The organism is Rhodanobacter sp. BL-MT-08 (genome assembly GCF_054161255.1).
This window is the reverse complement of sequence record NZ_CP167872.1, coordinates 1,144,416-1,170,307: the sequence shown is the minus strand read 5'-3', so window position 1 is coordinate 1,170,307 and position 25,892 is coordinate 1,144,416. Positions and strand designations below refer to the sequence as shown.

Genomic DNA, 25,892 nt, shown 5'->3' with positions numbered 1-25,892 from the left:
CCTCAATTGGACTTCAGCTGCCAGGCCGGCTGCACGTTCGCGGCACGCCAGGCGGGAAAGAACGCCGCCCCCATCGTGGCCACTATGGCAACCAGCAAGGTCAACCCCACCAGCGAGAGGTCCAGATGAGCCAGCCGAGCGATCTGCGGCTGAAACAGCAGGCCGACGCCGGAAATCCCCACGACCGTGAATACCAGCCCCAACGCGCCGCCAGCCAGGCCAACAGAGGCCGCCTCGATCAGATATTGCGTATAGATGTCCCGGCGCGAGGCACCGAGCGCACGGCGCACACCGATCTCACCGGCACGGCGCATGAACTTGGCCAGCAGCAGACCCACCGTATTCACCAGGCAGATCACGAAGAAACTCAGTGCAACCAGCAGCGAGATGCGCGCGTCGGCCGGCACCACCTTCTGGTAAGTCAGCCACTGAGCGACGTTACGCAAGCGCACGTTCGGTGCCCAGGCAAAACGACCTGCGCGCTGTTGATCCGCCGCATAGCCTTCGAGAAACTGACGATAGCTTGCCACGTCGGCCGCACTGTCCAGCTCGGTCCACAGGGTGATCCATACGCAATTGCTGCGCAGCCAGTCGTCCCAGCCCGAAAAGTTCAGATGCCCGCGGCAGCTGTTGCCGCTGGATTGCACGTTCAAGTCCAGCGCGCGATTGAACGGCAGATAGAAATCCGTGGCATCGCGGAATCCGTTGCTGCTGAAGAGGTCGAAGAAGCGCGGCTTGGGGTCCCAACGCGCCGTTACGCCAACGATGCGATGCAGACGTCCATTCAAAACAATCTCGCGGCCCGTGCTGTTGGCTCCGCCAAACAGCTTCCGATTGAACGCATCGCTCAATATGACATCAGCGGCCCGACCTTCGTCGTCTTGCGCACTCCAGGCGCCACCATAAAGAAAGGGGACCTCGAACATCGCGAAAAAATCGGCAAACACCGCATAGCCGTTCGCCGCGATAGGCAAACTGGTACTGCCCTGGGGCAGCGCCGACATGCCCATGCGATACAGCAGTGTCTGCCGTCGCGCCCGATGCGCCTGCATCAGCGCCGTCGCATCGGTGTAAGTCAGCGCGTCAACAGGCTCGCCCTTGATGTTCTGCTGCGGCCCCCAGGCGTCGACCTGCGGGACATAGAGCTGGGCGGACTTGTCCGGTATCGGATTGCCAGACACGGCGCGAAACACGGCATATGTCGTCATTGAGGCCGCCACGCCAAAGCCGATCGCCATCACCATCAGCGCCGTGAGCGCCGGACTGCGTCGCAGGCTGCGCATACCGAGTTCAAGGTAATAGGCGAACATCGCTACGCCCTCCGCTCGCATTCACGGCTACACGTGTCTTCGTGGCTGGCAGGATGACGATACTCACTGCAGCAGCCGGTTGACATCTTCGAGATCGTGCATGTCGATGGTGCCGGCGGCCTGCTTCAACGACAGCTTGTTGAGGATGAACTGATGCCGTTCGACGGTGTATTGGCTTTGCGCCTGTGCCAGAATCTGGATGGCATTGACCACGTTGGGCAGACTCATGGTGCCGATCGAATAACCGGCGCGCATCGAGCCCAACGACTTTTGGGCGACCTGCACTGCGGTGCGGGTGGTTTCGACCTGATCGATGCCGTCCACTACAAGGTTGAAATAGTTGTTGGCATCGCGCGCGGCCTGGCGACGCTGCGTCTCCAGATTGCCTTCGTCTGCATCGCGCTGATGGATCGCCTGGCGTACCTGAGACTGCGTGAGGCCGCCGCTGAAAATCGGCACGGTCAGCGTAAGCCCGACCGTCGTGGTGGCTGGCCCGTAGCGGGAATCGCCTGCCATGGGCGAGGCGTTGGCCCAGCTGCCGAATTTGTCGCGATACACGTTGGCGCTCAGCGTCGGCAGATGCCCGGCCCGCGCTGCCGAGATCTTGTGCTCGTCGGCACTGACCGTGTAGCGCGCGGAAAGAATGGTAGGGTTGGTTTGCATGGCGGCGTCGACCCAGGCCTTGGCATCGTTGGGCGTGGGCGCCTGAAGCGGAATGTCCTCGCGCAGTTTTTTCAAGGTGCCTGTGGGCTTGCCGGTGATCTGCTCCAGACCGTGCAACGCATCCTTCAAGCTGCTCTGGGCGGCGATGCGCTCCGACTTGGTGTACAGGTAATACGCCTGCGCCTGGGTCGCATTCGCCGAATTTTCCAGGCCAACCTTCAGGCGCTCATTGGTCTGATCGAATTCCTGCTTGAACCCGTCCTCGTAGGCTTTGTAAACGTCCACCTGATCCTGCGCGATCAGCACATTGAAGTACGCGGTGGCAACGCGTACATAGAGGTCTTGCAGCGCGGCGCGGTAAATCTCTTCCTGCGCGTCGCTGGTGGAATGGGCCGCGCGCAGCGTGGCGATATCCGGCAGGTTGATGATGGCCTGACTTAGCGAGCCATTGAGGTCCCGATAACGACTGTGTCCGATCGCGCTGCTGGGCACGGAGATGCCGTTGACGATATTGGACCCTCCCGTACCGCCATGACTTTGATCGAAGCTCAACCCGGCCGAGAGCTGCGGCAGCAGCGCCGAGCGCGCCTGCGGCACGCCCTCGGCGACGGCAAGCCGCGTCGCGTCGGCCGTGGCGAGCACGGGATCGTTGGCAATGGCCTGCTGGTAGGCCTCCATCAAATCCTCGCCGTGACCGGACAAGGGCGCGATGGCCAGCAGGAGCAGCACGGGCAACAACTTCAGACGCATGGATGGGCTTCTCAAAGGATGGACGGATAGACGTCTATAACGCGGCGACTCAGCAATCAGTCGGCGTGGCTGCCGCCCTGCGCTGCCGTGACGGCATGATGGAAACGCGGGTCTTCCGACAGATCCACCACCTGGCCGTCGATGACGTGCACGTTGCGCTGGGCGCGGGCAGCCAGTTCGGGGTCATGGGTGACCATGACGATGGTGGCGCCGTCACGGTGAATGTCTTCGAGCAACTCGAGCACACTGCGGGCCATCTGGGTATCGAGGTTGCCGGTCGGTTCATCGGCAAGCAGCAGGCGTGGTGAACCGGCCAACGCGCGAGCGATCGCCACACGCTGCTGCTGACCGCCGGAGAGTTCGGCGGGATAGTGCTTGGCGCGCGAAGCCAGACCGACACGCTCGAGCGATTCCATGATGCGCTGCTTGCGCTCGGCCGCCTTCATGCCGCGGTAGCGCAGCGGCACCTCGATGTTGTCGAACACGTTGAGGTCGGGAATCAGGTTGAACGCCTGAAAGATGAAACCGATCTTTTCGTTGCGGATCTTCGAGCGGGCGTTGTCGTTGAGATTGCTCACCTCGATACCGTCGAGGTGGTACTCGCCGCCGGTAAAGGTTTCCAGCAGGCCGGCGATGGTCAGGAACGTGGTTTTGCCCGAACCGGACGGACCGGTCACGGCGACGAACTCGCCCTCTTTCACGTCGATATTGAAATCGCGCAGCGCGTAGGTCTCGACCACTTCGGTGCGGTAGACCTTGGACAGGTGGCTCATCTTCAGCATGGTTTTGCGTCCTTTGGGTGGTGTTCGGGTTTTTAGTGAAACGGGAACGGGGAACAGGGAACATGCGGCGTGCGGTTACACATGCTTCTGGCGTTGCTTGAAATAAAAACCAGCTAGAGCCTTTAGGTCGGGGCATCTCTTGAACGGCATGTTCCCCGTTCCCCAGTCCCCGTCAGGCCACCTCGGGTGGTTCCCCGCTCTCAATCAGCTACTGATCGCGACCTTCGCCGCGTTCTTGAAGTTGTCGGTACCGGAGATCACGATTCGGTCGCCCTCTTTCAGGCCGCCCAGGATCTCGACCTTGTCGATACTGCTGGCGCCGACGCGTATCGGCGTTTTGGTGGCAATGCCGTCGCGTACGACATAGGCGTAGCTGCCGCCGGATTCGTCGACGAACGAGCCGCGCTGCACGGTCAGCACGTTGTCGCGCTTGTCGAGCAGCACGCGCACGGAAAGGCGCTGGTTCTGGCGCAGCTGTTTCGGTGTGGGGCCGTCGAAGCGCAGGCGCGCGGCGACTTCGCCATTCACCACCTCGGGCGAGATGGCGCTGACCAGGCCCTTCCACACGTTGCCGTTGCCACTGATCTCGCCGCCCATGCCGATGCCCAGATCGCGCGCAAAGCTTTCCGGCACCTGCATTTCCACCTGCAGCGCAGAGAGATCAATCACGCTGAGCAGCTGTGCGTCCTTGGCAACGGTGGCGCGCTCGGCGATAAACAGCTGGCCGACCTGGCCATCCACCGGCGACTTGACGTTGAGGTTGTCGACCTGGCGCTGCAGGTCCTGCACGACCAGCATCTGGTTGTCGTGCGTGAGCTTCTTCGATTCGATGTTGAACTTCAGGCTGTCGTTGTTCATGCCCAGATCGGACTTGGCGTGTGCAAGCACGATGCGCGACTTTTCCAATGCATCCTTGGACTGATCGACTTCCACGCCGGTGGCCGCTCCCGCGGCGAAGGCCTTTTGCTCGCGGGCGAGATTGGTTTCGGCGCTCTTTTCGTCGATCTGCGCGTTATCGAACGCCTTCTGCAGATCGCTGCGCTTGGTGCGCGCATCCACCTGCGACTGCAGGTAATCGACCTGCATCGCATCGGCCTTGGACTGCTCCTGCGCCAGCTTGTTGCGCAGCTCGGGGCTGTCGATGGTGGCCAGCACCTGGTCTTTCTTCACCGTGTCGCCGGCGTGCACCTGCAGAGTGACTGCGCCGCCGTACGTGGCGTACAGCGTAGGGCTGACCGCCGCGACGACCTTGCCTTCGGCGGCGATATCGTTGACGAAGGGGCCGCGTTCCACGGTGGCGAACGACAGCCGCGAAGCGCTGACCGACGAGGAAGCAGAAAACAGCCGACCGATGCCCGGCACCAGCCATACCAGCAGGCCCAGCACGACCACACCGCCGCCGATCAGCATCAGCCGACGCTTGCGGTTGGGTTTGACCTCGACGATACGGTCTTGCGCGGAAGTGTCGCGAATCATGTGATGCATCCCTGACCGCGCACCGGGCGGTCCCGCACAGGGTTTTGCAATCCACATGCCAAGATGAAAAATGAGGCGGGGCAACGGTTTTCGGCGATCACAGGCGTTAGAAAACGTGTCCGCGGACACTGGCCGGAGTGCGCCGGACACTCTTGAGAGCAGGGAATGGGTAACGGGGAACGTGAAGTTCCCGACCAGCATCTTGTCTCCGTGTTACGTGGAATGAAGACAGACAGGCTCTGACACTTGACGGCCCCCGTTCCCCGTTCCCCGTTCCCCGCTCTTCTCCCGCTACAAAACCGGCAAACCCTGCATCAGCAGCGGCTTCGAGCCGGCGATGGCCTGCGCGACCACGCGACCCAACGGCGAGATGTGCGGCGCGGTGGCCTCACCAAGGCAAAGCATGTTGGCAAGCGACTGGCAGCGGAAGCGCATGAGATGTGCAGCGCTGCCGCGAAACAGGCGCGACGTGCCGCGTCCGGGGTCGCTTGCGATCATCCGACTTTCGTCCGGCAGATTGTCCCAGGCCAGATAGTCGGTATCGGGCAGCAAATGCAGCTGAGCCAGAATCTCGCCGCGCGCGTCCAGACACTCGATCCACTCACGCGGACCATCCGCGCCGACCAGACCCAGCACGCACAGACGGCGGGTATGAAGCAACGGCGCCAGCAACGGACTCTCGCTGAGCACGCCATCGGGCGATCGCCCCGCTTCGACCACGGTCCGCGACGGCACGTACAGCACGCTGCCAAGCAGCGGCAGCCACCGAGCGAGCGCCGACGGCATGACGTGCGCGCTGCGCTCGCCGGGTTCGGCGCACCACGCGCGCGGTGCGCAAAAGAAAGTATCGAGCCAGCCGTACATATCAGCTCCAGCGATGATGCGCGTGCCGTAACAGGCATGCGCGGATAGCCGGCTGGAGCCCGCAGGCCGCGGGCGATCTGGCAATGGCCTTGGAATGGGCGCGCGGCGCAACCGCTCGCGACGTTCGAAGCAATTACTTGGTGAGGATCAGCTTGTCGTTGCGCGTCAGGCGCAGGTGATATTCCCCGCCCTGATGCTGGATCACCAGCTCGCGCCCACCGTCCAGCAACAGCTGGCTGGAAATGCGCGGAATGGCAGCGTTATCCGCCACCGGCCGCGTATTCACCAGCTGCAGTGATCGCGGGCTGGCCGTAACGACATGGGCAACGGATTGCGACTGGGACACGGTGGAAATCGACATGGCAAGCTCCGCAGAAGGTCAGTGACAGCTTTGATGATAATGATTCTCATTTAAGTGTCAACTGCCGTCTATCGGTGCGATTCATTCCGACTATTACGCGTCAAGTTAGGCGACGGCGTTCTCTATCCGCTCCTGCATCGCCTTATCGATCTTCGGCAGTACATCAAGCGCGTCGAGATTTTGCTCCAACTGTTCGGTCTTACTGGCGCCCAGCATCACCGTGGACACGTGCGGGTTGAGCAGGCACCAGGCAATCGCCAGCTGTGCCACGCTGGCGCCGAGCTCGTCGGCGATCGGTTGCAATGCGCGCACCTTGTCGATGCGTTCATTGCCCTTGCCCAACACGCTGTCGCGCAGCCACTCGTAGCCCGGCTGATTGACGCGCGAATCGGCCGGCACGCCGTCGTTGTACTTGCCCGACAGCAACCCGGAGGACAGCGGCGACCAGATCGTGGTGCCCATGCCGTAAGCCTCGTACAGCGGCGCGTATTCGGTTTCGACGCGTCCGCGATGCAGCAGGTTGTACTCGGGCTGCTCGACCACCGGCGCATAGAAATGATGGTCGCGGGCCACGCGATGCGCCTCGTGAATCGCCTCGACCGGCCACTCGCTGGTGCCCCAGTAAAGCACCTTGCCCTGGCGAATCAGCGTGTCCATCGCCGCCACCGTTTCCGCAATCGGCGTATCCGGATCGGGCCGATGACAAAAATACAGATCCAGATAATCCACGCGTAGCCGCTGCAGCGCCTGATGACAGGCTTCCATCACATGCTTGCGCGACAGTCCGCGCTGGGTCGGCAGCGGATCGGCCACCGCGCCGAAAAACACCTTGCTCGACACGCAGTAACTGTCGCGCGCAAAGCGCAGATCGGCCAGCACGTCGCCCATCAACTCCTCGGCCACACCTTTGTTGTACGTCTCGGCATTGTCGAAAAAATTGACGCCGCGATCGTGCGCCAGCGCCAGCAGTTCGCGCGCCTGCGACCGCCCCACCTGCTTGCCGAACGTGACCCATGCGCCGAACGACAGCGCGGAAAGTTGCAGGCCGGTGGAACCGAGGCGGCGGTATTGCATGGGGTGGTCCTTTGTCTGGGGAACGGGGAACGGGAGCATGACAACATGCGCACCTTGACGTCCAACCCATGCGGCGGTTTACCGCTACCTCTGTGCTATGCCGCAACGGCTAAATAAGCCACCAGCGCCGCCGCGAGATGGTCGAACACGAGACGCGTGCGCCGGCTGACCTTGAGATCCTCGTGCATCACCAGCCAGGTATCCAGGCTGGGCGCGAACGCCTGCGGCAGCACGCGCACCAGGTTCTTGTCGCGCTCGGCCAACGCACACTGGCAGCCGCCGATGCCGTATCCGGCGCGAATCGCCGCGAGCTGGGCCAGATCGCTATCGGTGCGCAGCGAAAAATCCTCGCGACCGAAAGGCAACTTGTCGCGAATGGCGCGCAGCGCAGGCGTTTCGTGGTCATAGCCGATGATCGCGTGCCGATGCAGATCGTCCAGCAACAGCGGCGTGCCGTTGCTTTTCAGATAGCGGCGATGCGCGTAGAGCCCCAGTGGAATCACACCGATGTGACGGGCCACCAGCGCGCCCTGCACGGGACGGACCATGCGCACAGCGATATCCGCATCCTTGCGCAGCAAATCCTCGCTGCGGTTGGACAGCGAAAGCTCGATCACGATGCCCGGATGCCGTTGCCGCAAATCCGTGAGTATCGGCGGCAGCACCTCGGCGCCGATCACTTCACTGCAGGTCACGCGCACCACGCCGCGCACTTCGCTATTGCTGCCGGAGGCGGCCCGACGCAACGCCGCGGAGGTCGCGTACATCGCCTGGGCGTGTGGCGCGAGCTCATCGCCGAGGTCGGTAGGGATAAGGCCTTGCGGCGAACGCGTAAACAGCACGACACCCAGATCGGACTCCAGCTGCCGGATATGCCGCCCGAGGCTTGGCTGGGTCATGCCCAGGCTACGCGCCGCGGCTGACAGGCTTCCTTCGCGAATCACTGCGAGAAACGAACGATACAGCTCCCAACCCGGTTCTTTTTTAGCCATGCATTTATGTATAGCAGAAGTTAGCTTTTAGGCAATTTTCATTTAGACGCGCAGCGCTCATTCTGATCCCACATTCCACGGGAGAAGATCATGAAAGCACAACGCATCGCTCTGGTGCTCGGCGCCACCGGCGGAGCCGGCGGCGAAATAAGCAGTGCACTTCTGCAGCACGGCTGGACGGTTCGCGGCCTGGTTAGAGACACCACGCGAACCCATCTTGCCGCCGGCATCGAGTGGCATGAGGGTGATGCCATGAACGCGCACGATGTGGCGAAAGCCGCGCGCGGCGCCGGTGTTATCGTGCACGCCGTCAATCCGCCCGGCTATCGAAACTGGGACACCGTCGTACTCCCCATGCTCGACAACACCCTCGCCGCCGCCCGGCAAAACAACGCGCGCATCGTGCTGCCGGGCACGGTCTACAACTTCGGAACCGACGCGCTGCCGCTCTTGAGCGAAAGCTCACCGCAGCAGCCGCTGACGCGCAAAGGCAAAATCCGCGTGCAGATGGAAAAGCGCCTCGAAGCGGCCGCGACCAACGGCATGCGCGTACTGATACTCCGCTGCGGTGATTTCTTCGGCCCGCGCGCCGGCAACAACTGGTTCAACGCCATGTTGAAACCCGGGAAAAAGCCGAGCAGCGTGAGCTACCCGGGAAAGCGCGATCTGCCGCATGCCTGGGCCTATCTGCCGGACGTCGGCAAGACCATTGCGCTGCTGCTGGAACGCGAAAGCGATCTGGCCGCCTTCGAGCGATTTCATTTTGGCGGCCACTGGGTCGACGGAAACACCTTGATGCCGGCTATTCGGAAAGCAGCCGCCCATCCGAAACTGCCCCTGCGGTCGTTTCCGTGGTGGTTCGTCACGCTGGCATCGCCCTTCGTCACGATGTTTCGCGAAGTCCGCGAAATGCGCTACCTGTGGCGTCAACCGCTGCAACTGGACAATCGCAAGTTGGTCGCGTTTCTGGGTGCAGAACCGCATACCGATCTTGATCGCGCTGTTAGCGACACCTTGAAGGGAATGGGCTGCCTTTGAAAAATGCGCTATCGAGTCGAATACATGGCCAGCGCCAAAACGACCGCCGCAAAAACCCCCGCTACCACATCGTCCACCATCACGCCCATGCCGCCCTTGAGATGGCGATCCATCCAGCGGATCGGCCAGGGTTTCCACACGTCGAACAGGCGGAACAACACGAAGCCGGCGAGCAGCCACCACCACGTCGAGAAACGCGTCGGCAGCAGCGCGGGAAGCAGCAGCGGGATCAATGCGATCCACTGGCCGATGAATTCGTCCCAGACCAGGCTGCGGTGATCGTCCACGCCGAGGGCGCGACCGGCGATATCGCAAGCCCAGACGCCGATGGCAAAACCGACCAGCAAAACCAGGACATAAAGCGGTAACGACAGCTGGCGCAGCAGCAGCCACGGCAGCAGCGCGGCGAGTGAGCCGAAGGTACCCTGCGCCACCGGCGTGAGCCCCGAACCGAAGCCGCAGGCCAGCCAGCCGGCGGGCGTGGCGAGCAGTGCGCGTCGCTGTTCGGCGCTGAGGGTTTTCTTGGCACTCATGCGAAATGATTCCAGCCGGCCTGCCCGGTTTCCAGCCACTGGCCGTCGACGCCACGCACGCTGACACCCTGGCCTTCGACAATGCGGCCAATGCGCGTGACGCCGCAGCCGAGCCGCGAAAGGTCGGACTGCACATCGGCGAGTCGATTCATCGGCACGGTAAAGCACAGCTCGTAGTCATCGCCACCGGTGAGCGCGAACTGCTGCGCGCTGGCGTCGTCGTAGATCGCTATCAGCGACGGCGAGAGCGGCAGCAGCGATGCGTCGATTTCCGCACCGACACCGCTGGCCGTGCAGATGTGCCCGAGGTCGGCGATCAGGCCATCGGAAACATCGATACACGCGTGCGCCAGATCGCGCAGCGCCGAGCCGGCGGCCAGCTGTGGCATCGGCCGATTGAGCCGGGCGACAAGCAGATCGCGCGCGTCGCTGCGCTGATCCTCGACCGCCAAAGGATGGGCCAGCGCATGCAGGCCGGCCGCCGCATCCCCCAGCGTGCCGGTCACCAGCACCGCATCACCCACCTTGGCGCCGGAACGCATCAGCGCTTTTCCCGGCGCAACAAAACCGTGCACCGCGACGCTGATGCTCAGCGGACCGCGCGTGGTGTCACCCCCGACCAGCGCCAGCCGGTGCGGCTTGGCCAGCTGCGCAAAGCCTTCGGCAAGCCCTTCGACGAAGGCTTGATCCGGCTCGGGCAGGGTCAGCGCCAGAAGAGCCCACGCCGGTGTGGCGCCCATGGCCGCGAGATCGGAGAGGTTGACCGCCAGCGCCTTCCAGCCGATGTCGACGGCCGATGTACCGCTTGGAAAATGCACGCCTTCCACCAGCGTGTCGATGGCCACGACCAGCTCCTGTCCGGCCGGCACGGCGAGCACGGCAGCGTCGTCGCCGATGCCTAACCTGACGTCGTCGCGCGACTGTTCGGTAAGCGAGCGGATGCGTTCGATCAGGCTGAATTCCATATCCTCGATCCCGGCTGTCGCGCGTTTACGCGTCGCGCGTGAAGACGTGCACGGTGGAGCCGTGAACCTGGCCTTCCATCCAGAAGTGGAAACCGGCTTTCGCGGCCAGCCGCGTCGATGCGACGTTGTCCGGATCGATGATGCAACACGAGCGGTGCGTGCCGAAATGGCTGTCGCCCCAGGCCTGCACGGCGGCAAGCGCCTCGCTGGCGTAGCCTTTGCCATGCGCGTGCGACGCCAGCACCCAGCCGAGCTCGGGCATCCCGTCGAGCGAAGGCGTCATGCCGCGCCGAAAGTCGGCGTAGCCGATGTCGCCGATGAGCTGACCGCTCGCTTTTTCTTCGACGGCCCAATAGCCGTAGCCGAGCATCGACCAAAGCCCACCGTAGCGCAGCAAGCGCATCCAGGCATCCGGCGGCGATGTCGGCTGGCCGCTGAGAAAACGATAGACCAGCGGATCGGCCCAGGTGGCGGACAACGCGGCGTGATCGTCGGCGCGATGCGCACGCAAACGCAGGCGCTCGGTTTCCAGCACGGGCACAGCCACAGCAAGGTCGCTGGCCGCGCCCGACATCAGCCGCGTTTCTCGACCGCGCGTAGCTCGGCGGCCAGCTTGTCGAGTACACCGTTGACGTAGCTGTGGCCGCGATAGGCGCCTAATGCATGGCGCACATGATCACGACACCTCTTGTCAAACGCATTACTTTTTTTGATCAATTGAAATTTCATGATGCTTTAAAAATTTTGCCAGCTCCTACCGGGCAAGCATGAACCTGCCATCTTACTCTTCACCTCATATACATGAATGGTCACAAAACCTGAGGTTGGCAATCGAGGGCTGTCTGAAGCACACCATAGTCTGCGCAACCTTACTTTGCCCGAATGCGACGGTTTTGTCAGAAATACGCCACACATTGTGTCGTAAAGGATGACAGACCAGATTCTGTGCACCTGCTTAATATGCCTCACGGAGAACGCTCATCTTGAAAAGGGAGAAGGACCATGCGGAAGAGATTGAAATATGTGGGCGCAGGCTTGCTCTGCTTGGCAGTCGTGGCAATCGGTGGTTGTGAAACCGTGGACACTGCACTGAACACCACTGGCGACGTTCTGCACGGAGATTTCCGTCTTTTGGCGAATGCCAAGCCGACGACGTTGAACGAAATCTGGCAGGACTGGAAACAGAACGAGGTCATGGCGAAGGAAAAATGGGATCAGCATGCAGTTGTCGTGCCGGGTATCGTCACACGCATCACCAAAACTGGTGTTCTAGCTCAAACCTACGGCAATCCCCAAAATCAGATTGCCGTCATCTTTCGTGACCCCACCAATCCACAGTGTACCGGCGAAGGAATTACGCGTGACGACTTACTCGTAAACGAGAAGAAGATTGCTAGCCTCAAGACCGGCGATCGCGTCAAGGTTACTGGGGTATTGGGAACAGCCGCAGCCAAATTTAACAACACCAACGGGGATTCTTGCTGGTTTTCGTTTCAGAAAGCTACTATTGAACTGGCGACTTCCTCTTAAGAGTTTGATCGCCGCTGGCATACTCTTCGTGCATACGGACCGGATACCTCTCCGCTGAAGGTATCCGCCACCCGCGAGAAAAGGCTTTCCCGGCGAGGCGTTTCCAAGCACAGGTTTTGCTAAAAATATTTGAGTGGCAGGCCACTCATGAATGCGTCTACCAACCGGCCGCCACGCTTTTATACGCCAGGCCCTTGACTCGTTCGTACAGGCGAATCAACAAACAGAAGTTCTGCATGCCGTGAAATGCGCTTGGCCGGCGACCTCATAGAGGGCGCACGCATTTTTGCAACCCGTCCATAACGCTGCCCTCCACGCCACCGCGTTCGATGCCAGGTATCCGGCACAAAATCATCACTCAGCGTTGAACTGCCGCCTGATCAGCCGCGGCTAATTTCGAGGTCGCATTGTTCTTCGTGCGACTTAGAAGTCACCACCGTTTGCGACAGCAGCGCAGGAAACGCTCAATTTCGCGCGTTCCTAATGCACCCGCGGGCCAGCCGGAGCTGGCCGCGCCCGACATCAGCCGCGTTTCTCGACCGCGCGTAGCTCGGCGGCCAGCTTGTCGAGTACACCGTTGACGTAGCTGTGGCCGTGATCGGCGCCGAAGCGCTTGGTCACTTCGATCGCCTCGTTGATCACCACGCGATATGGCACGTCGGGGCGAAACTTCAGCTCGTAGGTGGCTAGGCGCAGCGCGGCGCGTTCGATCGGATCGATCTGCGCGACCTCGCGGTCGATATGCGGGCGCAGCGCTGCGTCGAGCGCATCGACGTTTTTCTCCACGCCGTGCAGCAGATCCTCGAAGTATTCGAGGTCGGCGATTTCCATGTCCTGCTCGTGGCGGAACTGGTCGATCACCGCGTTCATGTGGCTGCCGCTGAGCTGCCACGCGTACAGCGCCTGCAGCGCACGGCGGCGGGCGCGCGAACGCGCGGCCATATCCAGACCCTGCGGCGCCTGTGCCATCACAGCTTGCCGTACAGGTTGACCATCTCGAGCGCCGCCATGGCCGCGTCGACACCTTTGTTGCCGGCCTTGGTGCCGGAACGCTCGATCGCCTGTTCGATGCTGTCGGTAGTCAGCACGCCGAAGGCTACCGGCACGCCGGAGCTGTAAGCGGACTGGGCCAGGCCCTTGGCGCACTCGCCGGCGACATAGTCGAAATGCGGCGTGCTGCCGCGAATCACCGCACCCAGAGCGATCACCGCGGCGTACTTGCCGGAGTTGGCCAGCTTGTGCGCGGCCAGCGCAATCTCCCAGGCGCCCGGCACACGAATCAGCTCGATCGCGTCGTCCTTCACGCCGTGGCGAACCAGCGCGTCGCGCGCGCCGGCTACCAGGGGTTCCACGACAAAGCCGTTGAAACGGCCGGCGACAATGGCGAACTTGCCCTTCGGGGTGGCGAAATCGCCTTCGATGATCTTCATTGCTAATTCCTCTGTGGACCGCGGTCCAGGCTGACCGCCCATTTTACGGGTTTGCCGGCACTCCTGCTTGATCAACGGTGCCAGGCTGGTACTGGGGCTCTAGCGCGCCAGATGCGGATAGCCGCTGAAAACCAGCTGAGCCCGGCCGCCAGCCGTCCGCAGCCGCGCGGGCGCGCCGAACGGCAGGGTGAATTTCTTCGGCTCGTGGCCGAACGGCAGACCGTCGATGACCGGAATATCGACCGCGCCGCGCAGCTGCGCGAAACCCTGGGCCAGGTCGTAGCCATTGTCGTAGCCACTGGGCTTGCACTGGGTAAAGTCGCCCAGCAGCAGCGCGCGCTGGCGACCAAGCACGCCGGAAAGATGCAGCTGGTACAGCAGCCGCTCGATCCGGAACGGCGGCTCGGTGACGTCCTCCACAAACAGAATGCCGCCATCGATGGCCGGGAAATACGGCGTACCGATCAGGCTGCAAAGCATGGCCAGGTTGCCGCCCCACAGCGGGCCCTCCACGTCAAGCTCGATGGGATCGTTCGTGCTCCACGCCGCCGTGGCTTGCGGAGCGCGCACGGTGCTCCAGAAATGCTGCAGAGTGAAAGCGCTGGCCACTTCGGCGCCGAAATCCGGCCCCAGCATGGGACCGCCGAACGTCGTCAGCCCGCACTGTGCATGCAGCGCCATCTGGATCGCGGTGAAGTCGCTGTGGCCGACCAGCACGGTGCTGCTGCCGGCGAGTCGTTCGCGCAGCGCGCCGTAATCCAGATGCTGTAGAAGGCGCGTGGCGCCGTAGCCACCGCGCACGGCCAGCGCGATATCCGGCAGCGACTCCATCGTGGCGAGCGCGTTGATGTCGGCGGCGCGCTGCGCGTCGCTGCCGGCATAACGCAGCTCGACGCGATCGAGCACGTCCAGCCCGCTCACCGCGCACCCTGCTTCATGCAGGCGCTCCACGCCGCGCGCCATCGCCGCGCGATCGTGCGGGTAACCGGAGGGGGCGATCAGGCGGACAGAAGTTTCAGTCATGGTCGCGATCAATGGTTAGAAAAGCTGAAGTATGCGGTCTGGCAACGCGCGAAGCGTGTTGAAAACATGGCGGCAGGGGGCGCCGGCCATGACAAGGCGCCTAGACGTACTCCACCACCTCCAGCCCGAAACCCGCCAGACCCACCAGCTTGCGCGGCGTGCCGAGCACGCGCAGATGATGCACGCCCAGATCGACCAGCATCTGCGCGCCCAGGCCGTGCTGGCGCCACTCCTGCTGCTGCGCTTCGTCCGGCGCCTGCGTCGCCGGCTGACGATTGAGGCGGGCCAGAAGCGCTTCCGGCGTGTCTTCGCCGGACAGCACCAGCAGCACGCCGCGATCCTCGTCGGCGATGCGGCGCAGGGCCGAGGTCACGGTGAGGCCGAGATCATCGCGCTGCAGGTGCAGCACATCGGACAAGGTATTGCGCACGTGCACGCGCGACAGCACCGGCGTGCCGTCATCCACCGTGCCGCGCACCAGTGCGTAGTGCAAGCCCTTGCGAATGGCATCGCGATAGGCGATCAAACGGAACGGGCCAAATTCGGTCTGCACGTCTTCTTCGTAGACGCGCTCGACGGTCTTTTCGGTTTCCATGCGGTAGCGGATAAGGTCCGCGATCGAGCCGATCTTCAACCCGTGTTTGGCCGCAAAGACTTCCAGCTCGGGGCGACGTGCCATTGAGCCGTCTTCGTGCAAGACCTCGATCAGCACCGCCGCTGGCTCCAGTCCGGCGAGGCCGGCCAGGTCGCAGCCTGCCTCGGTATGGCCGGCTCGGGTCAGTACGCCGCCGGGCTGCGCGGTCAGCGGAAAAATATGGCCGGGCTGATGGATGTCCTGCGGCTTCGCATCCGGCTTCACCGCCACCTGGATGGTGCGCGCGCGATCGTGCGCGGAAATGCCGGTGGTCACGCCTTCGGCCGCCTCGATCGAGACGGTGAAGTTGGTGTGGTACGGCGAGGTGTTGTCGCTGACCATCGGCTTGAGGCCGAGCTGGCGCGTGCGCTGCTCGGTCAGCGTGAGGCAGACCAGACCGCGCGCTTCGCGCACCATGAAGTTGATGTCTTCCGCGCGAACTTTCTCGGCGGCCATGATCAGGTCGCCCTCGTTCTCGCGGTCCTCGTCGTCGAGGATCACCACCATGCGGCCAGCGCGGATGTCTTCGAGAATTTCAGGAATGGTGTTGAAGCTCATGGGGTGATTTCCGGGGACGGGGAATTGAGGTACGGGAAACGGGAAACGGGAAAATCTCTACTTCGTCATTCCAGCGGTTCTCAACAGCCGAAGGCTGGTCAAGCTGGATTCCAGCGAGTTCACGGGACATCACAACACGGGTTTGACCAGCTGCGCTGTTGTGAAGCCACTCAGCTTGCGCTGAAATGACGGCAAATTATTTTGGATCGTCACGCGAACCCGTGCTGCTTCAGAAACGCCTCGTCGAGCTTCGGCGCCGAGCCGCTGGCCAGCAGCCGCTCGACGTAGCGCGCGATCACGTCCACCTCGATATTCACCGCGTCGCCGGGTCGGCGCGCGTGGAAGGCGGTGTTTTCTACCGTGTGCGGAATCAGGTTGACGCCGAATCGCTGCCCCGCCACTTCGTTGACGGTCAGGCTGGTGCCATCGATGCAGACCGAGCCCTTGGCCGCGATATAGCGAGACAGGGTGGTCGGCACCTCGAAAACCCAGCGCTGCGAACGGCCGTCCGGCGTGACCGACACGACCTTGCCCAGGCCGTCGACATGCCCGGACACCAGATGACCGCCGAGACGATCGGCCAGGCGCAAGGCCTTTTCCAGATTCACCGGGTCACCCGCTTTGAGCTTGCCCAGCGTGGTGAGGGACAGCGTTTCGTTGGACACGTCGGCGCTGAAGCCGCGCGCCTCCAGCGTTACCGCCGTAAGGCACACGCCGGAGACGGCGATCGAATCGCCCAGCTGCACGTCGGTAAGATCGAGGCCGGCCGTATCGATGGCTAAACGCACATCGCCGCCGCGCGGCTCGAGTCGTGCGATGCGGCCTACGGTTTGAATGATGCCGGTAAACATCAGCGCGCCTCCCGCAGGAGGCTTACGCCGGAACCAGCGACATATCGCAATGATGCAATCAGTTTCATGAAACGTTTCCCGCGTTGAACGCATGCGAAGAAACGCCCCAAGGCACGAGGTCGTCGCGCAGCCGCGAGGCTGCACGTTCGACCGTCTTCTTTTATCCGGACTCTCTGGAAACTGTCGCCAGTTGCCAACCGTCGGCTCCGGAGTCTGACCGGATCTGCTGACCCTCGAAGTCGTTCCTTACGGAGCTGGTCGAGGCGCTCGCGGGCTCGCTGTCGGAATGCCTTAAGTAAAGGCCGCCCTTCAACCTACCGCCGGTGGGGAATTTCGCCCCGCCCTGAAGACGCTATGGTATTTGCCGGCTGACCGGCTGGCGAAGTTTAGCATTAGCGCAGGCGGGCGGCAGGACTGCGCTGTCCTGCCACGTGAACGCTGCGATCTCGGCGTGGATAGCGAAATCGCAGCACGCTCAAACCGATGGGGCTGGCCGCAGGCGCAGCCGCCAGTCGTTGCCCAGCTGGCGCTGCTCGATCATCCGCAGATTCCAGCGCTGCGCCATATCGTCCAGCGAGGGCAGATGCAGCAGCGGTCGGGCGCTGTCGCCAAGAAACAACGGCGCGATATAAAGCAGCAGCTCGTCGACCAGACTGGCGGCGAAGAGCGCGCCGCAAAGCACCGGGCCAGCCTCGACGTGTACCTCGTTGCAGCCGCGCTCGGCGAGCAGCGCCAGTACAGCGTTGAGATCGAGTGCGTCGCCCTGCTCCGGCACCACCACGTGCTCGATGGAATTCGCGCGTCCATCCGTTTCCGCCGTTGATATATCTATGTTCGCTGTATGAAGCATCAGCGTCGGCACGCTGCCGTCGAGCACGTGGCTGCCTGCCGGCATGCGCCGCTGCCGATCCAGCACCACGCGCAGCGGCGGCGTGAACGCCTGCTCGTCGGAGAGCCGCACCGTGAGACGCGGATTGTCGGCCAGCACGGTACCGCTGCCGGTGAGAATGGCCGAACTGCGCGCACGCCAGCGCTGCACGTCGGCACGCGCGGCGTCGCCGGTGATCCACTTCGATTCGCCGTTGGCCAGCGCCGTTCGGCCGTCCAGACTCATGGCCAGCTTCACCCGCAGCCACGGCCGGCCGCGTTCGATGCGGCTGAAGAATCCGATATTGAGCTCACGGGCGCCGTCCCGCATCAGCCCGGTATCGACGGTGATGCCGGCCTCGCGCAGCATGGCGATACCGCGACCGGCCACCTGCGAAAACGGGTCTTCCGCGGCGATCACCACGCGCGCCACGCCAGCGGCGATCAGCGCTTCGGCGCAGGGCGGCGTTCTACCGTAATGCGCGCAAGGTTCCAGCGTGACGTAAGCCGTCGCTCCGCGCGCGCGCTCACCGGCTTCGCGCAGGGCGAACACTTCGGCGTGCGGTTCGCCGGCACGCTGATGCCAGCCTTCCCCAACGACCTTGTCTGCATGAGCAATGACGCAGCCCACGCGTGGATTGGGCTGGGTCGTATAAAGCCCGCGCTCGGCCAGCCGCAGCGCGTGCGCCATGTGGCCATGATCGATGGCGCTGAACGTCGTCACGCTTTTTTGGCCTGAGGGAATGGCGCCCAGCAGTCCCGCACGCTTTCCAGCTCTTGCGGTGGCAGGCGCTCGATAATGGCCACGAACATGCTTGCTACCTGCCGGTGCGCGACGCGGATCAGACTTTCTTGCTGCGCTTGGCGACGGTTTCGCCGAGCAGCTGCAGCTGCAGCGTTTCCAGCCCGGGCAAGTCGCGCTCGAGCTTTTCGATTTCTTCGCGAAACGCGTGCACGTCCTCGAAACTGCGATAGACCGAAGCGAAGCGCACATAGGCGACCTGATCGAGATTCTTCAGCTCACGCATCACCAGCTCGCCCACTTCGCGCGATGGCACTTCGCGGTCGCCGCTGCGGCGCAGGTCATTGACGATGGCCCGCACCGCCGCGTCCACCGCATCGCTGGTCACCGGACGTTTCTGCAGCGCGCGCTCGAAACTCACCCGCAGCTTGCGCTCGTCGAAGGTTTCGCGCCGCTCGCCGCTTTTCACGATCGTCGGTAGCTTGAGGTCCGCCGTTTCGAACGTATTGAAGCGCTCGCCACACTGCGGACACTCGCGCCGACGCCGCACCGTGCCGCCGTCCTCGGCGAGGCGCGAATCGATCACGCGGGTGTCTTCGTGCTGGCAGAAGGGGCAATGCATTTATTGGTCGGGGAACGGGGAATGCGGCACGGGGAACGGGTCGATCTCGGCAAGTCTTTCGGTCAGGGCTTTTTTCAGGGACTGCAGTTGGCGCGCCACCGAGTTCAACGATGTCAGCAATGAGCTCGCGTCTTTCGGAGACACATACTCAAAGCGCTCCGCCAGCAGCATTTGCGTTTCGACTTCAGCCAGTGAACCGGAGGACATGTGTAGAAACCTCAAATAATCGCGAGTAGAACTGCGTGCATTACCTTCTGCAATACACGATACAGCTGAGACGGCCGCTCTACGCAATTGCGAAGTCATACCGAACCGCTCATCCGGAGGAAATTCTTTCGTGATCGAGTAAACAGCCTCAGCCAACAACATGGCGTCCTGCCAAACCCGCAACTCCCTGTAATCGCACGCCACTGGAACCTCCATGTTCCCCGCCGGGCCACCTTGAGTGGTTCCCCGTTCCCCGATCCCGCTTTACCAATTCAGCCGTAAACCGGAAACTTCTTGCACTGCGCCGTCACCGCATCGCGCACCTTGGCGATCACCGCTTCGTCCGACGGCTTGTCCAGCACGTCGCAGATCCAGTTGGTCAGCTCGATGGTGTCCGCTTCGAGGTAACCGCGCGTGGTGATCGCCGGCGTGCCCACGCGCAGGCCGGAGGTGACGAAAGGCTTGCGCGGGTCGTTCGGCACGGCGTTCTTGTTGACGGTGATATGCGCCTTGCCCAGCGCCTCTTCCGCGTCCTTGCCGGTAACGTCGCGGCCGATCATGTCGACCAGCATCAGGTGGTTTTCGGTGCCGCCGGAAACGATTTTGTAGCCGCGCTCGATAAAGGTCTTGGCCATCGCCTTGGCGTTCTTGATCACCTGCGCCTGGTAGGCCTTGAACTCGGGCTCCAGCGCCTCCTTGAAAGCCACGGCCTTGGCCGCGATGACGTGCATCAGCGGGCCGCCCTGGATGCCGGGGAACACGATCGACTGCAGCTTCTTCTCGATCTCTTCGCCGGCGTCCTTGGCGACGATGATGCCTCCGCGCGGGCCGCGCAGGGTCTTGTGCGTGGTCGAGGTGACCACGTGCGCGTGCGGCAGCGGGCTCGGGTAGACGCCCGCGGCGACGAGGCCGGCAATGTGCGCCATGTCGACGAACAGATAGGCACCGACCTTGTCGGCGATGGCGCGAAAGCGCGCCCAGTCCATCAACTGCGAGTAAGCGCTGTAGCCGGCGACGACCATCTTCGGCTTGTGCTCGACGGCCAGACGCTCGACTTCGTCGTAATCGATGAGGCCGTTCTCGTTTACGCCGTACTGCACGGCGTTGAAAATCTTGCCGGAGAAGTTGACCTTGGCGCCGTGGGTGAGATGGCCGCCGTGGGCCAGCGACATGCCCAGAATCGTGTCGCCCGGCTGCAGCAACGCAAAGTACACCGCCTGATTGGCCTGCGAGCCCGAATGCGGCTGCACGTTGGCGTAGGTAGCACCGCACAGCGCTTTCAGACGCTCGATCGCCAGCTTCTCGGCGATATCCACGTACTCGCAGCCGCCGTAGTAGCGCTTGCCCGGATAGCCTTCGGCGTACTTGTTGGTCAGTTTCGAGCCCTGGGCTTCCATCACCCGCGGGCTGGCGTAGTTCTCCGAGGCGATCAGCTCGACGTGATCTTCCTGGCGCTGGCCTTCGTCGGCCATGGCCTTGGCCAGTTCGTCGTCATAACCGGCAATCGTGCAGTCCTTCGGGAACATTCTTCGCCTCGGCAAGTGGGGAGCGGGATGGAGGGCGCGGGCTATACCCGCTTAACCAGCCTGAAAGTGTAGCGCTGCCGGGGGTTTGCGGCCACTGCCGTGAGGCCAGAGAGAGGCTGCCAAGCGCGCTCTGACGGCACGGCGTCGCCAATGCCGCAGCCCAGCGCGAGCACGCCGTAAACCCGCTTGCCCGAATGCCATCGCGGTTTGCGGCTTGCGCAGGCAAAACGCACCGTCGCGGGGCGCCAACCGTCAACGTCCGCTCACCACAAGCCGCTATAATAGGCGGCTAGACAAACTCTTTTTGACGCGTGGCCCGCTCAGGGCCGCGCGGTAAGCCTACGGAGGCTGCATGCAGTACATCTACACCATGAACGGGGTGAGCAAGATCGTTCCCCCGAAGCGCCAGATCATCAAGGACATCTCGCTGTCCTTCTTCCCTGGCGCCAAGATCGGCCTGCTCGGCGTCAACGGCGCCGGCAAGTCCACCGTGCTGAAGATCATGGCCGGCGTGGATACCGACTTCCAGGGTGAGGCGCGCGCCAACCCCGGCACCAAGATCGGTTACCTGGCGCAGGAGCCGCAGCTTGACCCGGAAAAGACCGTGCGCGAGGCGGTCGAGGAAGGCGTCTCCGAAATTCTGGACGCGCAGAAGCGGCTGGAAGAGGTCTACGCCGAATACGCCGAGGAAGGCGCCGATTTCGACAAGCTGGCCAAGGAGCAGCAGGAGCTGGAAAACCTGCTCGCCGCCAACGACGCGCATGCGCTCGAGCGCCAGCTGGAAGTCGCCGCCGACGCGCTGCGCCTGCCGCCGTGGGATGCCAAGATCGGGCCGCTCTCCGGCGGCGAGAAGCGCCGCGTGGCGCTGTGCCGCCTGCTGCTGTCCAAGCCCGACATGCTGCTGCTCGACGAGCCGACCAACCATCTGGACGCCGAGTCGGTGGACTGGCTGGAAAAGTTTCTGCACGACTACACCGGCACCGTGGTGGCGGTGACGCATGACCGCTACTTCCTCGACAACGCGGCGGAGTGGATTCTGGAACTCGATCGCGGTCGCGGCATTCCGTGGAAGGGCAACTACACCGAGTGGCTGGAGCAGAAGGGCGAGCGTCTGGCCCGCGAAGAGGCTGCCGAAAAGGGTCGGCAGAAAGCACTGGCGCGCGAGCTGGAGTGGGTACGCTCGGCGGCCAAGGGCCGTCAGTCCAAGGGCAAGGCGCGTATCAACCGCTTCGAAGAGCTGAACTCGGTCGAGTACCAGAAGCGCAACGAAACCAACGAACTGTACATTCCGCCGGGCGAACGCCTGGGCCAGGAAGTGATCGAGTTCAAGAACGTCAGCAAGTCGTTCGGCGACAAGCTGCTGATCGACGACGTATCGTTCAAAGTGCCACCGGGCGCCATCGTCGGCGTGATCGGCCCCAACGGCGCCGGCAAGTCGACCCTGTTCAAGCTGATCATCGGCCAGGAAACACCGGACAAGGGCGAAGTGAAGCTTGGCCACACCGTCCAGCTGGCCTACGTCGACCAGTCGCGCGATAACCTCGATGCGAAGAAGAACGTGTGGCAGGAAGTCTCCGGCGGCGCTGACATCATCACCATCGGCAGGTACGAACTGCAGTCGCGTGCGTACATTGGCCGCTTCAACTTCAAGGGCACCGATCAGCAGAAGCTGGTCGGCTCGCTGTCCGGCGGTGAGCGCGGACGTCTGCACCTGGCCAAGACCCTGATGCAGGGCGGCAACGTGCTGCTGCTCGATGAGCCGTCCAACGATCTTGACGTCGAGACGCTGCGCGCGCTGGAAGACGCCATGCTCGAGTTCCCCGGCTGCGCGATGGTGATCTCGCATGACCGCTGGTTCCTCGACCGCATCGCTACGCACATCATCGCGTTCGAAGGCGACTCGCACGTCGAGTTCTTCCCCGGCAACTACAACGAATACGAAGCGGACAAGAAACGTCGCCTTGGCGAAGAAGGCGCAAGGCCGCACCGGGTGAAGTACAAGAAGCTGGCTTGATTGTAACGGGAACGGGGAACGGCTCAATCGGCTAAACGGGATGGCTGGCTCCGTTCCCCGCCTCCCGTTTTCCTTCCACGCAAGCCAATGATCCGTCGCTCGACGGACTCCTTGTTCCCCGTTCCCCGTTCCCATTTCAGGAGAACACCGTGAACTTCATGCACTCCCTGCAACAGGCCTGGGTACGCAACGACTCGCTGGTGTGCGTGGGCCTCGATCCGGAGCCGGCCAAGTTTCCCGCCGCGTTCCAGAACAAGCCCGATGCGATCTTCGATTTTTGCCGCGCCATCGTCGACGCCACCGCCGATCTGGCCTGCGCATTCAAGCCGCAGATAGCGCACTTCGCTGCGCTGCGTGCCGAGGATGCGTTGGAGCGACTGATCGCGCATATCCATAAGCACCATCCCGGCGTGCCGGTGATCCTCGACGCCAAACGCGGCGACATCGGTTCCACCGCCCAGCACTACGCGACCGAGGCGTTCGACCGCTACGGCGCCGACGCGGTAACGCTCAATCCCTATCTCGGCCGCGACTCGGCCCAGCCGTTTCTCGATCGCGCCGACAAGGGCGTGATCGTGCTCTGCCATACGTCCAACCCCGGCGCCGCCGACCTGCAGGATCTCAGCGTCCTCGACGCCGCCGGCATCGCCAAGCCGCTGTATCAGCACGTGGCGCAAATCATCGCCAGCAACTGGAACACCAACGGCAACTGCGCCCTCGTCACCGGCGCCACCTGGCCCAAACAGCTGGCCGAAGTGCGCGCGCTCATCGGTGACATGCCCCTGCTGGTCCCCGGCATCGGCGCGCAGGGCGGCGACGTGGAAGCCGTCGTGCGCTACGGCCAGACGGCCGACCACACCGGCCTCATGATCAACTCCTCCCGCGCTATTCTCTATGCCAGCAGCGGCAACGACTTCGCTGAGGCGGCGCGTGCGGCGACGCAGGAATTGCGCGAGACCATCAACCGCTACCGCTGAGACAAGCCTGCGTTTGCTGCCTCCCGACACATCCGCTGAATATTGAAACGTCCGAGCGTAGACGGCGAACTATCTCTGCGTCAGTATGAGCAGAACGCTCGTCTGGTGGGGACCGTGTACGCGAGCGAACGGAGGTATTCGCGTACCTGACGTCAGGGGACATCTCAACCAGATGTGAGCGGCCTTGCACAAAGGTTGTCATATGACGCCTGGCATACCTCAGCGATTAACCCAAACACAGCGAAAAGAGCTTGAGTCAGCTCATCAGTTGCTGCGGCATGGCCACGCCAATGATGCCGTGGCATTGGTAAGACGGGTGCTGAACGACGCACCACACTCGGCTGACGCTTTGCTGTTGCTTGCCATGTGCCTCGCGGATGTTGGAGACGTGCCGGGAGCAGAAGCGGGTTTCCTGCGTGCGCTGGAAAACGCTCCGCACCACCCCGATATTCTTTTCAATTTCGGTACGTGGCTGTCTCGTCAAGGGCGTACCCAAGCGGCGATACAGAGCTACCATGCGGCGACTGCGATAAAGCCGAACTTCGTCGATGCCTGGATAAAACTCGGCATATTGATGCTTGAGCAAGATAATTTTGTACAGGCCGCTGGAATGTTTCAGAGGGCAGTGGATTTGCAGCCTCATGCGGCTCATGCATGGCAGGGTTTGGGCAGGGCGAAGCAATCCCTCGGCGACCTTGATGCGGCAGTGGAGGCCTTGCGCAAGGCCACAAATCTATCGCCAAGCGATGGTTCACCATGGGTCGACCTGGGAGTCACGCTGCGGTCGCTCGGCCGTCTAGAGGACTCTCTAGCCAGTTTTGAGCACGCCCGCGAACTTGGTGCAACGGATCCCGGCGTCCCCGACGCCATCATCGACCTGCTGGGTAGCCTGGGGCGCATGGATGAAGCCCTGGAGCAGGGCCGTCGACTAGTGGACGACCATCCACAATTCGTTCCTGGGCAGGTAAAGCTTGCGCGTTTGCTCTGGTCGCATGACGCGGAGCGCGAGGCCGAAAGCGATCCATTTTCAACCATGCGCTCTGCTATTCGGCAACAACCCGCCAATCGAGCCCTGCAGACGGAGTTCGTGGTTTTGCTGATCGAGGCACGCAGGGGACAGGAAGCGCTTGACCTCGTGCGCGTGATGCGGCGATCGAATAGCAGCGATTTGTTCCTGGTTTGGTTGGAGGCCCTCGCATGCGATTCGCTGCTGCTGCACGAACAGGCAGGCAGCTTGTTTGCGCAGGCCTATCCCGTGCTTGGATCGCGCAGTGCAGACTTCCTAAACGCCTACGTGCGTCACCTCTATCGGTCTGGCGACTGGGAAGCTGTAGCTCGTTATGCCAATGAAGCGATAGTTCTGGACTCCGCCAATCAGGAATCCTGGGCTCACCTGGGTACCGCCTGGCGGCTGGCCGGCGACCCTCGTGAGCACTGGCTGATGAACTACGAACAACTGATTGGGCTGATTGAAGTCGATCTGCCACCGCCTCCCTCCAGTGATGTCAAATCGCTGGAAGCCTTGAAGGCCACCCTGGACGGCATGCACCGCTCGACACGCGACCCGCTGAACCAGAGCGTTCGACATGGGTCCCAGACATCAGGACATCTTTTTGCTCGACCCGACCCAACGATCGCCGCCGCCCGGTTAGCTCTGCAGGCCTCGGCAGAACGTTGGCTGACAAAATTGCCAGTCGATCAGAGCCACCCTTTCCTCAGCCGAAACAATCACGGCGTAAGGATGATGGGCTCCTGGTCCGTCGAACTGCGATCGTTCGGACACCATGTAAACCATTTCCATCAAGATGGCTGGATGAGCTCGGCTTTCTATGTCTCACTGCCGCCATCGGTCAATCAAGGCACCGAAGCGGATGCCGGCTGCATCCAGTTCGGTCAGCCGGCACTTGAACTAGGCCTTGATCTATCGCCGCGTCGTATCGTCCGTCCGAAGGCAGGGTATCTGGCACTGTTTCCATCCTATATGTGGCACGGAACCCTACCCTTTTCAGACGCCGAACCTAGAACAACGATTGCCTTCGATATGCAACCAACAGCAGCACAGGGCAAAGGATGATTCCAAGAATCCCGTCTTGAACTGCAGCG

The 25,892-nt window shown here is 62.6% G+C and carries 25 protein-coding genes, 1 pseudogene and 1 riboswitch; of the genes and pseudogenes, 5 read left to right on the top strand and 21 right to left on the bottom strand.

Annotated features, from left to right (window positions below; all coding sequences use genetic code 11):
* Positions 1-2 precede the first annotated feature (2 nt).
* From ACDK93_RS04895 to ACDK93_RS04860, 8 genes are all read right to left on the bottom strand, one after another.
* Positions 3-1,310, bottom strand: coding sequence for an ABC transporter permease (locus ACDK93_RS04895; protein WP_458071467.1), 1,308 nt, complete (start codon positions 1,308-1,310; stop codon positions 3-5).
* A 63-nt stretch (positions 1,311-1,373) separates the two neighbouring features.
* Positions 1,374-2,723 (bottom strand): TolC family outer membrane protein, encoded by a 1,350-nt coding sequence (locus ACDK93_RS04890; RefSeq protein WP_458071466.1) that lies wholly within the window; start codon positions 2,721-2,723, stop codon positions 1,374-1,376.
* 56 nt (positions 2,724-2,779) lie between these two features.
* Positions 2,780-3,505 (bottom strand): ABC transporter ATP-binding protein, encoded by a 726-nt coding sequence (locus ACDK93_RS04885; RefSeq protein WP_458071465.1) that lies wholly within the window; start codon positions 3,503-3,505, stop codon positions 2,780-2,782.
* A 204-nt stretch (positions 3,506-3,709) separates the two neighbouring features.
* The gene (locus ACDK93_RS04880; RefSeq protein ID WP_458071464.1) at positions 3,710-4,981 is read right to left on the bottom strand and encodes an efflux RND transporter periplasmic adaptor subunit; all 1,272 of its coding nucleotides are present in this window, start codon (positions 4,979-4,981) and stop codon (positions 3,710-3,712) included.
* A 291-nt stretch (positions 4,982-5,272) separates the two neighbouring features.
* Positions 5,273-5,845, bottom strand: coding sequence for a hypothetical protein (locus ACDK93_RS04875; protein WP_458071463.1), 573 nt, complete (start codon positions 5,843-5,845; stop codon positions 5,273-5,275).
* A gap of 133 nt (positions 5,846-5,978) precedes the next feature.
* On the bottom strand, positions 5,979-6,206 hold the full coding sequence (gene hemP, locus ACDK93_RS04870; RefSeq protein ID WP_458071462.1) for a hemin uptake protein HemP: 228 nt from the start codon (positions 6,204-6,206) through the stop codon (positions 5,979-5,981).
* A gap of 105 nt (positions 6,207-6,311) precedes the next feature.
* Positions 6,312-7,280: a potassium channel beta subunit family protein gene (locus ACDK93_RS04865; protein ID WP_458071461.1), complete on the bottom strand. Its 969-nt coding sequence runs from the start codon at positions 7,278-7,280 to the stop codon at positions 6,312-6,314.
* Between the two features lie 95 nt (positions 7,281-7,375).
* Positions 7,376-8,272: a LysR family transcriptional regulator gene (locus ACDK93_RS04860; RefSeq protein WP_458071460.1), complete on the bottom strand. Its 897-nt coding sequence runs from the start codon at positions 8,270-8,272 to the stop codon at positions 7,376-7,378.
* A gap of 90 nt (positions 8,273-8,362) precedes the next feature.
* On the opposite strand from ACDK93_RS04860, the gene ACDK93_RS04855 reads away from it, so the two are divergent.
* Entirely contained in the window at positions 8,363-9,310 is a 948-nt protein-coding gene (locus ACDK93_RS04855; protein WP_458071459.1) for an NAD-dependent epimerase/dehydratase family protein, read from the top strand.
* An 8-nt stretch (positions 9,311-9,318) separates the two neighbouring features.
* On the opposite strand, the gene ACDK93_RS04850 is transcribed toward ACDK93_RS04855, so the two are convergent.
* The 4 genes and pseudogenes from ACDK93_RS04850 to ACDK93_RS04835 all read right to left on the bottom strand — a co-directional run.
* Positions 9,319-9,843: a phosphatidylglycerophosphatase A family protein gene (locus tag ACDK93_RS04850; protein ID WP_458071458.1), complete on the bottom strand. Its 525-nt coding sequence runs from the start codon at positions 9,841-9,843 to the stop codon at positions 9,319-9,321.
* The gene (gene thiL, locus ACDK93_RS04845; RefSeq protein WP_458071457.1) at positions 9,840-10,808 is read right to left on the bottom strand and encodes a thiamine-phosphate kinase; all 969 of its coding nucleotides are present in this window, start codon (positions 10,806-10,808) and stop codon (positions 9,840-9,842) included. Before thiL ends, ACDK93_RS04850 begins: the two co-directional genes overlap by 4 nt.
* Positions 10,809-10,833: 25 nt before the next feature.
* Positions 10,834-11,382 carry a GNAT family N-acetyltransferase gene (locus ACDK93_RS04840; protein ID WP_458071456.1) on the bottom strand — a complete coding sequence of 183 codons (549 nt, stop codon included), beginning with the start codon at positions 11,380-11,382 and terminating at the stop codon, positions 10,834-10,836.
* Positions 11,382-11,465: pseudogene (locus ACDK93_RS04835) on the bottom strand (transcription antitermination factor NusB); the annotation flags it as partial. The gene ACDK93_RS04840 and the pseudogene ACDK93_RS04835, both read right to left, overlap by 1 nt.
* Before the next feature lie 345 nt (positions 11,466-11,810).
* Here ACDK93_RS04835 and ACDK93_RS04830 point away from each other — a divergent pair.
* Positions 11,811-12,338 (top strand): hypothetical protein, encoded by a 528-nt coding sequence (locus tag ACDK93_RS04830; RefSeq protein WP_458071455.1) that lies wholly within the window; start codon positions 11,811-11,813, stop codon positions 12,336-12,338.
* 522 nt (positions 12,339-12,860) lie between these two features.
* Here ACDK93_RS04830 and nusB read toward each other — a convergent pair.
* The 9 genes from nusB to glyA all read right to left on the bottom strand — a co-directional run bounded on the left by nusB (position 12,861) and on the right by glyA (position 20,798).
* On the bottom strand, positions 12,861-13,307 hold the full coding sequence (gene nusB, locus ACDK93_RS04825) for a transcription antitermination factor NusB (protein ID WP_458071454.1): 447 nt from the start codon (positions 13,305-13,307) through the stop codon (positions 12,861-12,863).
* Complete coding sequence (ribH, locus tag ACDK93_RS04820; protein ID WP_179477523.1) at positions 13,307-13,768, bottom strand: 6,7-dimethyl-8-ribityllumazine synthase; 462 nt, start codon at positions 13,766-13,768, stop codon at positions 13,307-13,309. The genes nusB and ribH overlap by 1 nt, the downstream gene beginning before the upstream one ends.
* A 99-nt stretch (positions 13,769-13,867) precedes the next feature.
* Positions 13,868-14,791 carry a muramoyltetrapeptide carboxypeptidase gene (ldcA, locus tag ACDK93_RS04815; RefSeq protein WP_458071453.1) on the bottom strand — a complete coding sequence of 308 codons (924 nt, stop codon included), beginning with the start codon at positions 14,789-14,791 and terminating at the stop codon, positions 13,868-13,870.
* Positions 14,792-14,891: 100 nt separating this feature from the next.
* Entirely contained in the window at positions 14,892-15,983 is a 1,092-nt protein-coding gene (ribBA, locus tag ACDK93_RS04810; RefSeq protein ID WP_458071452.1) for a bifunctional 3,4-dihydroxy-2-butanone-4-phosphate synthase/GTP cyclohydrolase II, read from the bottom strand.
* 209 nt (positions 15,984-16,192) lie between these two features.
* Positions 16,193-16,834 carry a riboflavin synthase gene (locus ACDK93_RS04805; protein WP_458071451.1) on the bottom strand — a complete coding sequence of 214 codons (642 nt, stop codon included), beginning with the start codon at positions 16,832-16,834 and terminating at the stop codon, positions 16,193-16,195.
* A gap of 148 nt (positions 16,835-16,982) precedes the next feature.
* Positions 16,983-17,189: riboswitch (FMN riboswitch) on the bottom strand.
* 120 nt (positions 17,190-17,309) lie between these two features.
* Positions 17,310-18,392: a bifunctional diaminohydroxyphosphoribosylaminopyrimidine deaminase/5-amino-6-(5-phosphoribosylamino)uracil reductase RibD gene (ribD, locus tag ACDK93_RS04800; RefSeq protein ID WP_458072345.1), complete on the bottom strand. Its 1,083-nt coding sequence runs from the start codon at positions 18,390-18,392 to the stop codon at positions 17,310-17,312.
* A 151-nt stretch (positions 18,393-18,543) separates the two neighbouring features.
* Positions 18,544-19,065 carry a transcriptional regulator NrdR gene (gene nrdR, locus ACDK93_RS04795; RefSeq protein ID WP_179477530.1) on the bottom strand — a complete coding sequence of 174 codons (522 nt, stop codon included), beginning with the start codon at positions 19,063-19,065 and terminating at the stop codon, positions 18,544-18,546.
* Positions 19,066-19,488, bottom strand: coding sequence for a four helix bundle protein (locus ACDK93_RS04790; protein ID WP_458071450.1), 423 nt, complete (start codon positions 19,486-19,488; stop codon positions 19,066-19,068). It lies immediately after the preceding gene.
* 56 nt (positions 19,489-19,544) lie between these two features.
* Positions 19,545-20,798, bottom strand: coding sequence for a serine hydroxymethyltransferase (glyA, locus tag ACDK93_RS04785; protein WP_458071449.1), 1,254 nt, complete (start codon positions 20,796-20,798; stop codon positions 19,545-19,547).
* A gap of 352 nt (positions 20,799-21,150) precedes the next feature.
* Here glyA and ettA point away from each other — a divergent pair, with 352 nt between their 5' ends.
* From ettA to ACDK93_RS04770, 3 genes are all read left to right on the top strand, one after another.
* Complete coding sequence (gene ettA / locus ACDK93_RS04780; RefSeq protein ID WP_184509380.1) at positions 21,151-22,812, top strand: energy-dependent translational throttle protein EttA; 1,662 nt, start codon at positions 21,151-21,153, stop codon at positions 22,810-22,812.
* A 149-nt stretch (positions 22,813-22,961) separates the two neighbouring features.
* A complete protein-coding gene (gene pyrF, locus ACDK93_RS04775; RefSeq protein WP_458071448.1) occupies positions 22,962-23,789 on the top strand; it encodes an orotidine-5'-phosphate decarboxylase in 828 nt (275 codons plus the stop codon).
* 202 nt (positions 23,790-23,991) lie between these two features.
* The gene (locus ACDK93_RS04770) at positions 23,992-25,863 is read left to right on the top strand and encodes a tetratricopeptide repeat protein (RefSeq protein WP_458071447.1); all 1,872 of its coding nucleotides are present in this window, start codon (positions 23,992-23,994) and stop codon (positions 25,861-25,863) included.
* Positions 25,864-25,892: the final 29 nt, after the last annotated feature.

What these genes read in the sequence shown, in the direction of transcription:
- ACDK93_RS04895 (WP_458071467.1), bottom strand. Translation starts at nt 1,310, where the DNA reads ATGTTCGCCTATTACCTTGAACTCGGTATGCGCAGCCTGCGACGCAGT.
- ACDK93_RS04890 (WP_458071466.1), bottom strand. Translation starts at nt 2,723, where the DNA reads ATGCGTCTGAAGTTGTTGCCCGTGCTGCTCCTGCTGGCCATCGCGCCC.
- ACDK93_RS04885 (WP_458071465.1), bottom strand. Translation starts at nt 3,505, where the DNA reads ATGCTGAAGATGAGCCACCTGTCCAAGGTCTACCGCACCGAAGTGGTC.
- ACDK93_RS04880 (WP_458071464.1), bottom strand. Translation starts at nt 4,981, where the DNA reads ATGATTCGCGACACTTCCGCGCAAGACCGTATCGTCGAGGTCAAACCC.
- ACDK93_RS04875 (WP_458071463.1), bottom strand. Translation starts at nt 5,845, where the DNA reads ATGTACGGCTGGCTCGATACTTTCTTTTGCGCACCGCGCGCGTGGTGC.
- hemP (WP_458071462.1), bottom strand. Translation starts at nt 6,206, where the DNA reads ATGTCGATTTCCACCGTGTCCCAGTCGCAATCCGTTGCCCATGTCGTT.
- ACDK93_RS04865 (WP_458071461.1), bottom strand. Translation starts at nt 7,280, where the DNA reads ATGCAATACCGCCGCCTCGGTTCCACCGGCCTGCAACTTTCCGCGCTG.
- ACDK93_RS04860 (WP_458071460.1), bottom strand. Translation starts at nt 8,272, where the DNA reads ATGGCTAAAAAAGAACCGGGTTGGGAGCTGTATCGTTCGTTTCTCGCA.
- ACDK93_RS04855 (WP_458071459.1), top strand. Translation starts at nt 8,363, where the DNA reads ATGAAAGCACAACGCATCGCTCTGGTGCTCGGCGCCACCGGCGGAGCC.
- ACDK93_RS04850 (WP_458071458.1), bottom strand. Translation starts at nt 9,843, where the DNA reads ATGAGTGCCAAGAAAACCCTCAGCGCCGAACAGCGACGCGCACTGCTC.
- thiL (WP_458071457.1), bottom strand. Translation starts at nt 10,808, where the DNA reads ATGGAATTCAGCCTGATCGAACGCATCCGCTCGCTTACCGAACAGTCG.
- ACDK93_RS04840 (WP_458071456.1), bottom strand. Translation starts at nt 11,382, where the DNA reads ATGTCGGGCGCGGCCAGCGACCTTGCTGTGGCTGTGCCCGTGCTGGAA.
- ACDK93_RS04830 (WP_458071455.1), top strand. Translation starts at nt 11,811, where the DNA reads ATGCGGAAGAGATTGAAATATGTGGGCGCAGGCTTGCTCTGCTTGGCA.
- nusB (WP_458071454.1), bottom strand. Translation starts at nt 13,307, where the DNA reads ATGGCACAGGCGCCGCAGGGTCTGGATATGGCCGCGCGTTCGCGCGCC.
- ribH (WP_179477523.1), bottom strand. Translation starts at nt 13,768, where the DNA reads ATGAAGATCATCGAAGGCGATTTCGCCACCCCGAAGGGCAAGTTCGCC.
- ldcA (WP_458071453.1), bottom strand. Translation starts at nt 14,791, where the DNA reads ATGACTGAAACTTCTGTCCGCCTGATCGCCCCCTCCGGTTACCCGCAC.
- ribBA (WP_458071452.1), bottom strand. Translation starts at nt 15,983, where the DNA reads ATGAGCTTCAACACCATTCCTGAAATTCTCGAAGACATCCGCGCTGGC.
- ACDK93_RS04805 (WP_458071451.1), bottom strand. Translation starts at nt 16,834, where the DNA reads ATGTTTACCGGCATCATTCAAACCGTAGGCCGCATCGCACGACTCGAG.
- ribD (WP_458072345.1), bottom strand. Translation starts at nt 18,392, where the DNA reads ATGGCGCACGCGCTGCGGCTGGCCGAGCGCGGGCTTTATACGACCCAG.
- nrdR (WP_179477530.1), bottom strand. Translation starts at nt 19,065, where the DNA reads ATGCATTGCCCCTTCTGCCAGCACGAAGACACCCGCGTGATCGATTCG.
- ACDK93_RS04790 (WP_458071450.1), bottom strand. Translation starts at nt 19,488, where the DNA reads ATGGAGGTTCCAGTGGCGTGCGATTACAGGGAGTTGCGGGTTTGGCAG.
- glyA (WP_458071449.1), bottom strand. Translation starts at nt 20,798, where the DNA reads ATGTTCCCGAAGGACTGCACGATTGCCGGTTATGACGACGAACTGGCC.
- ettA (WP_184509380.1), top strand. Translation starts at nt 21,151, where the DNA reads ATGCAGTACATCTACACCATGAACGGGGTGAGCAAGATCGTTCCCCCG.
- ACDK93_RS04770 (WP_458071447.1), top strand. Translation starts at nt 23,992, where the DNA reads ATGACGCCTGGCATACCTCAGCGATTAACCCAAACACAGCGAAAAGAG.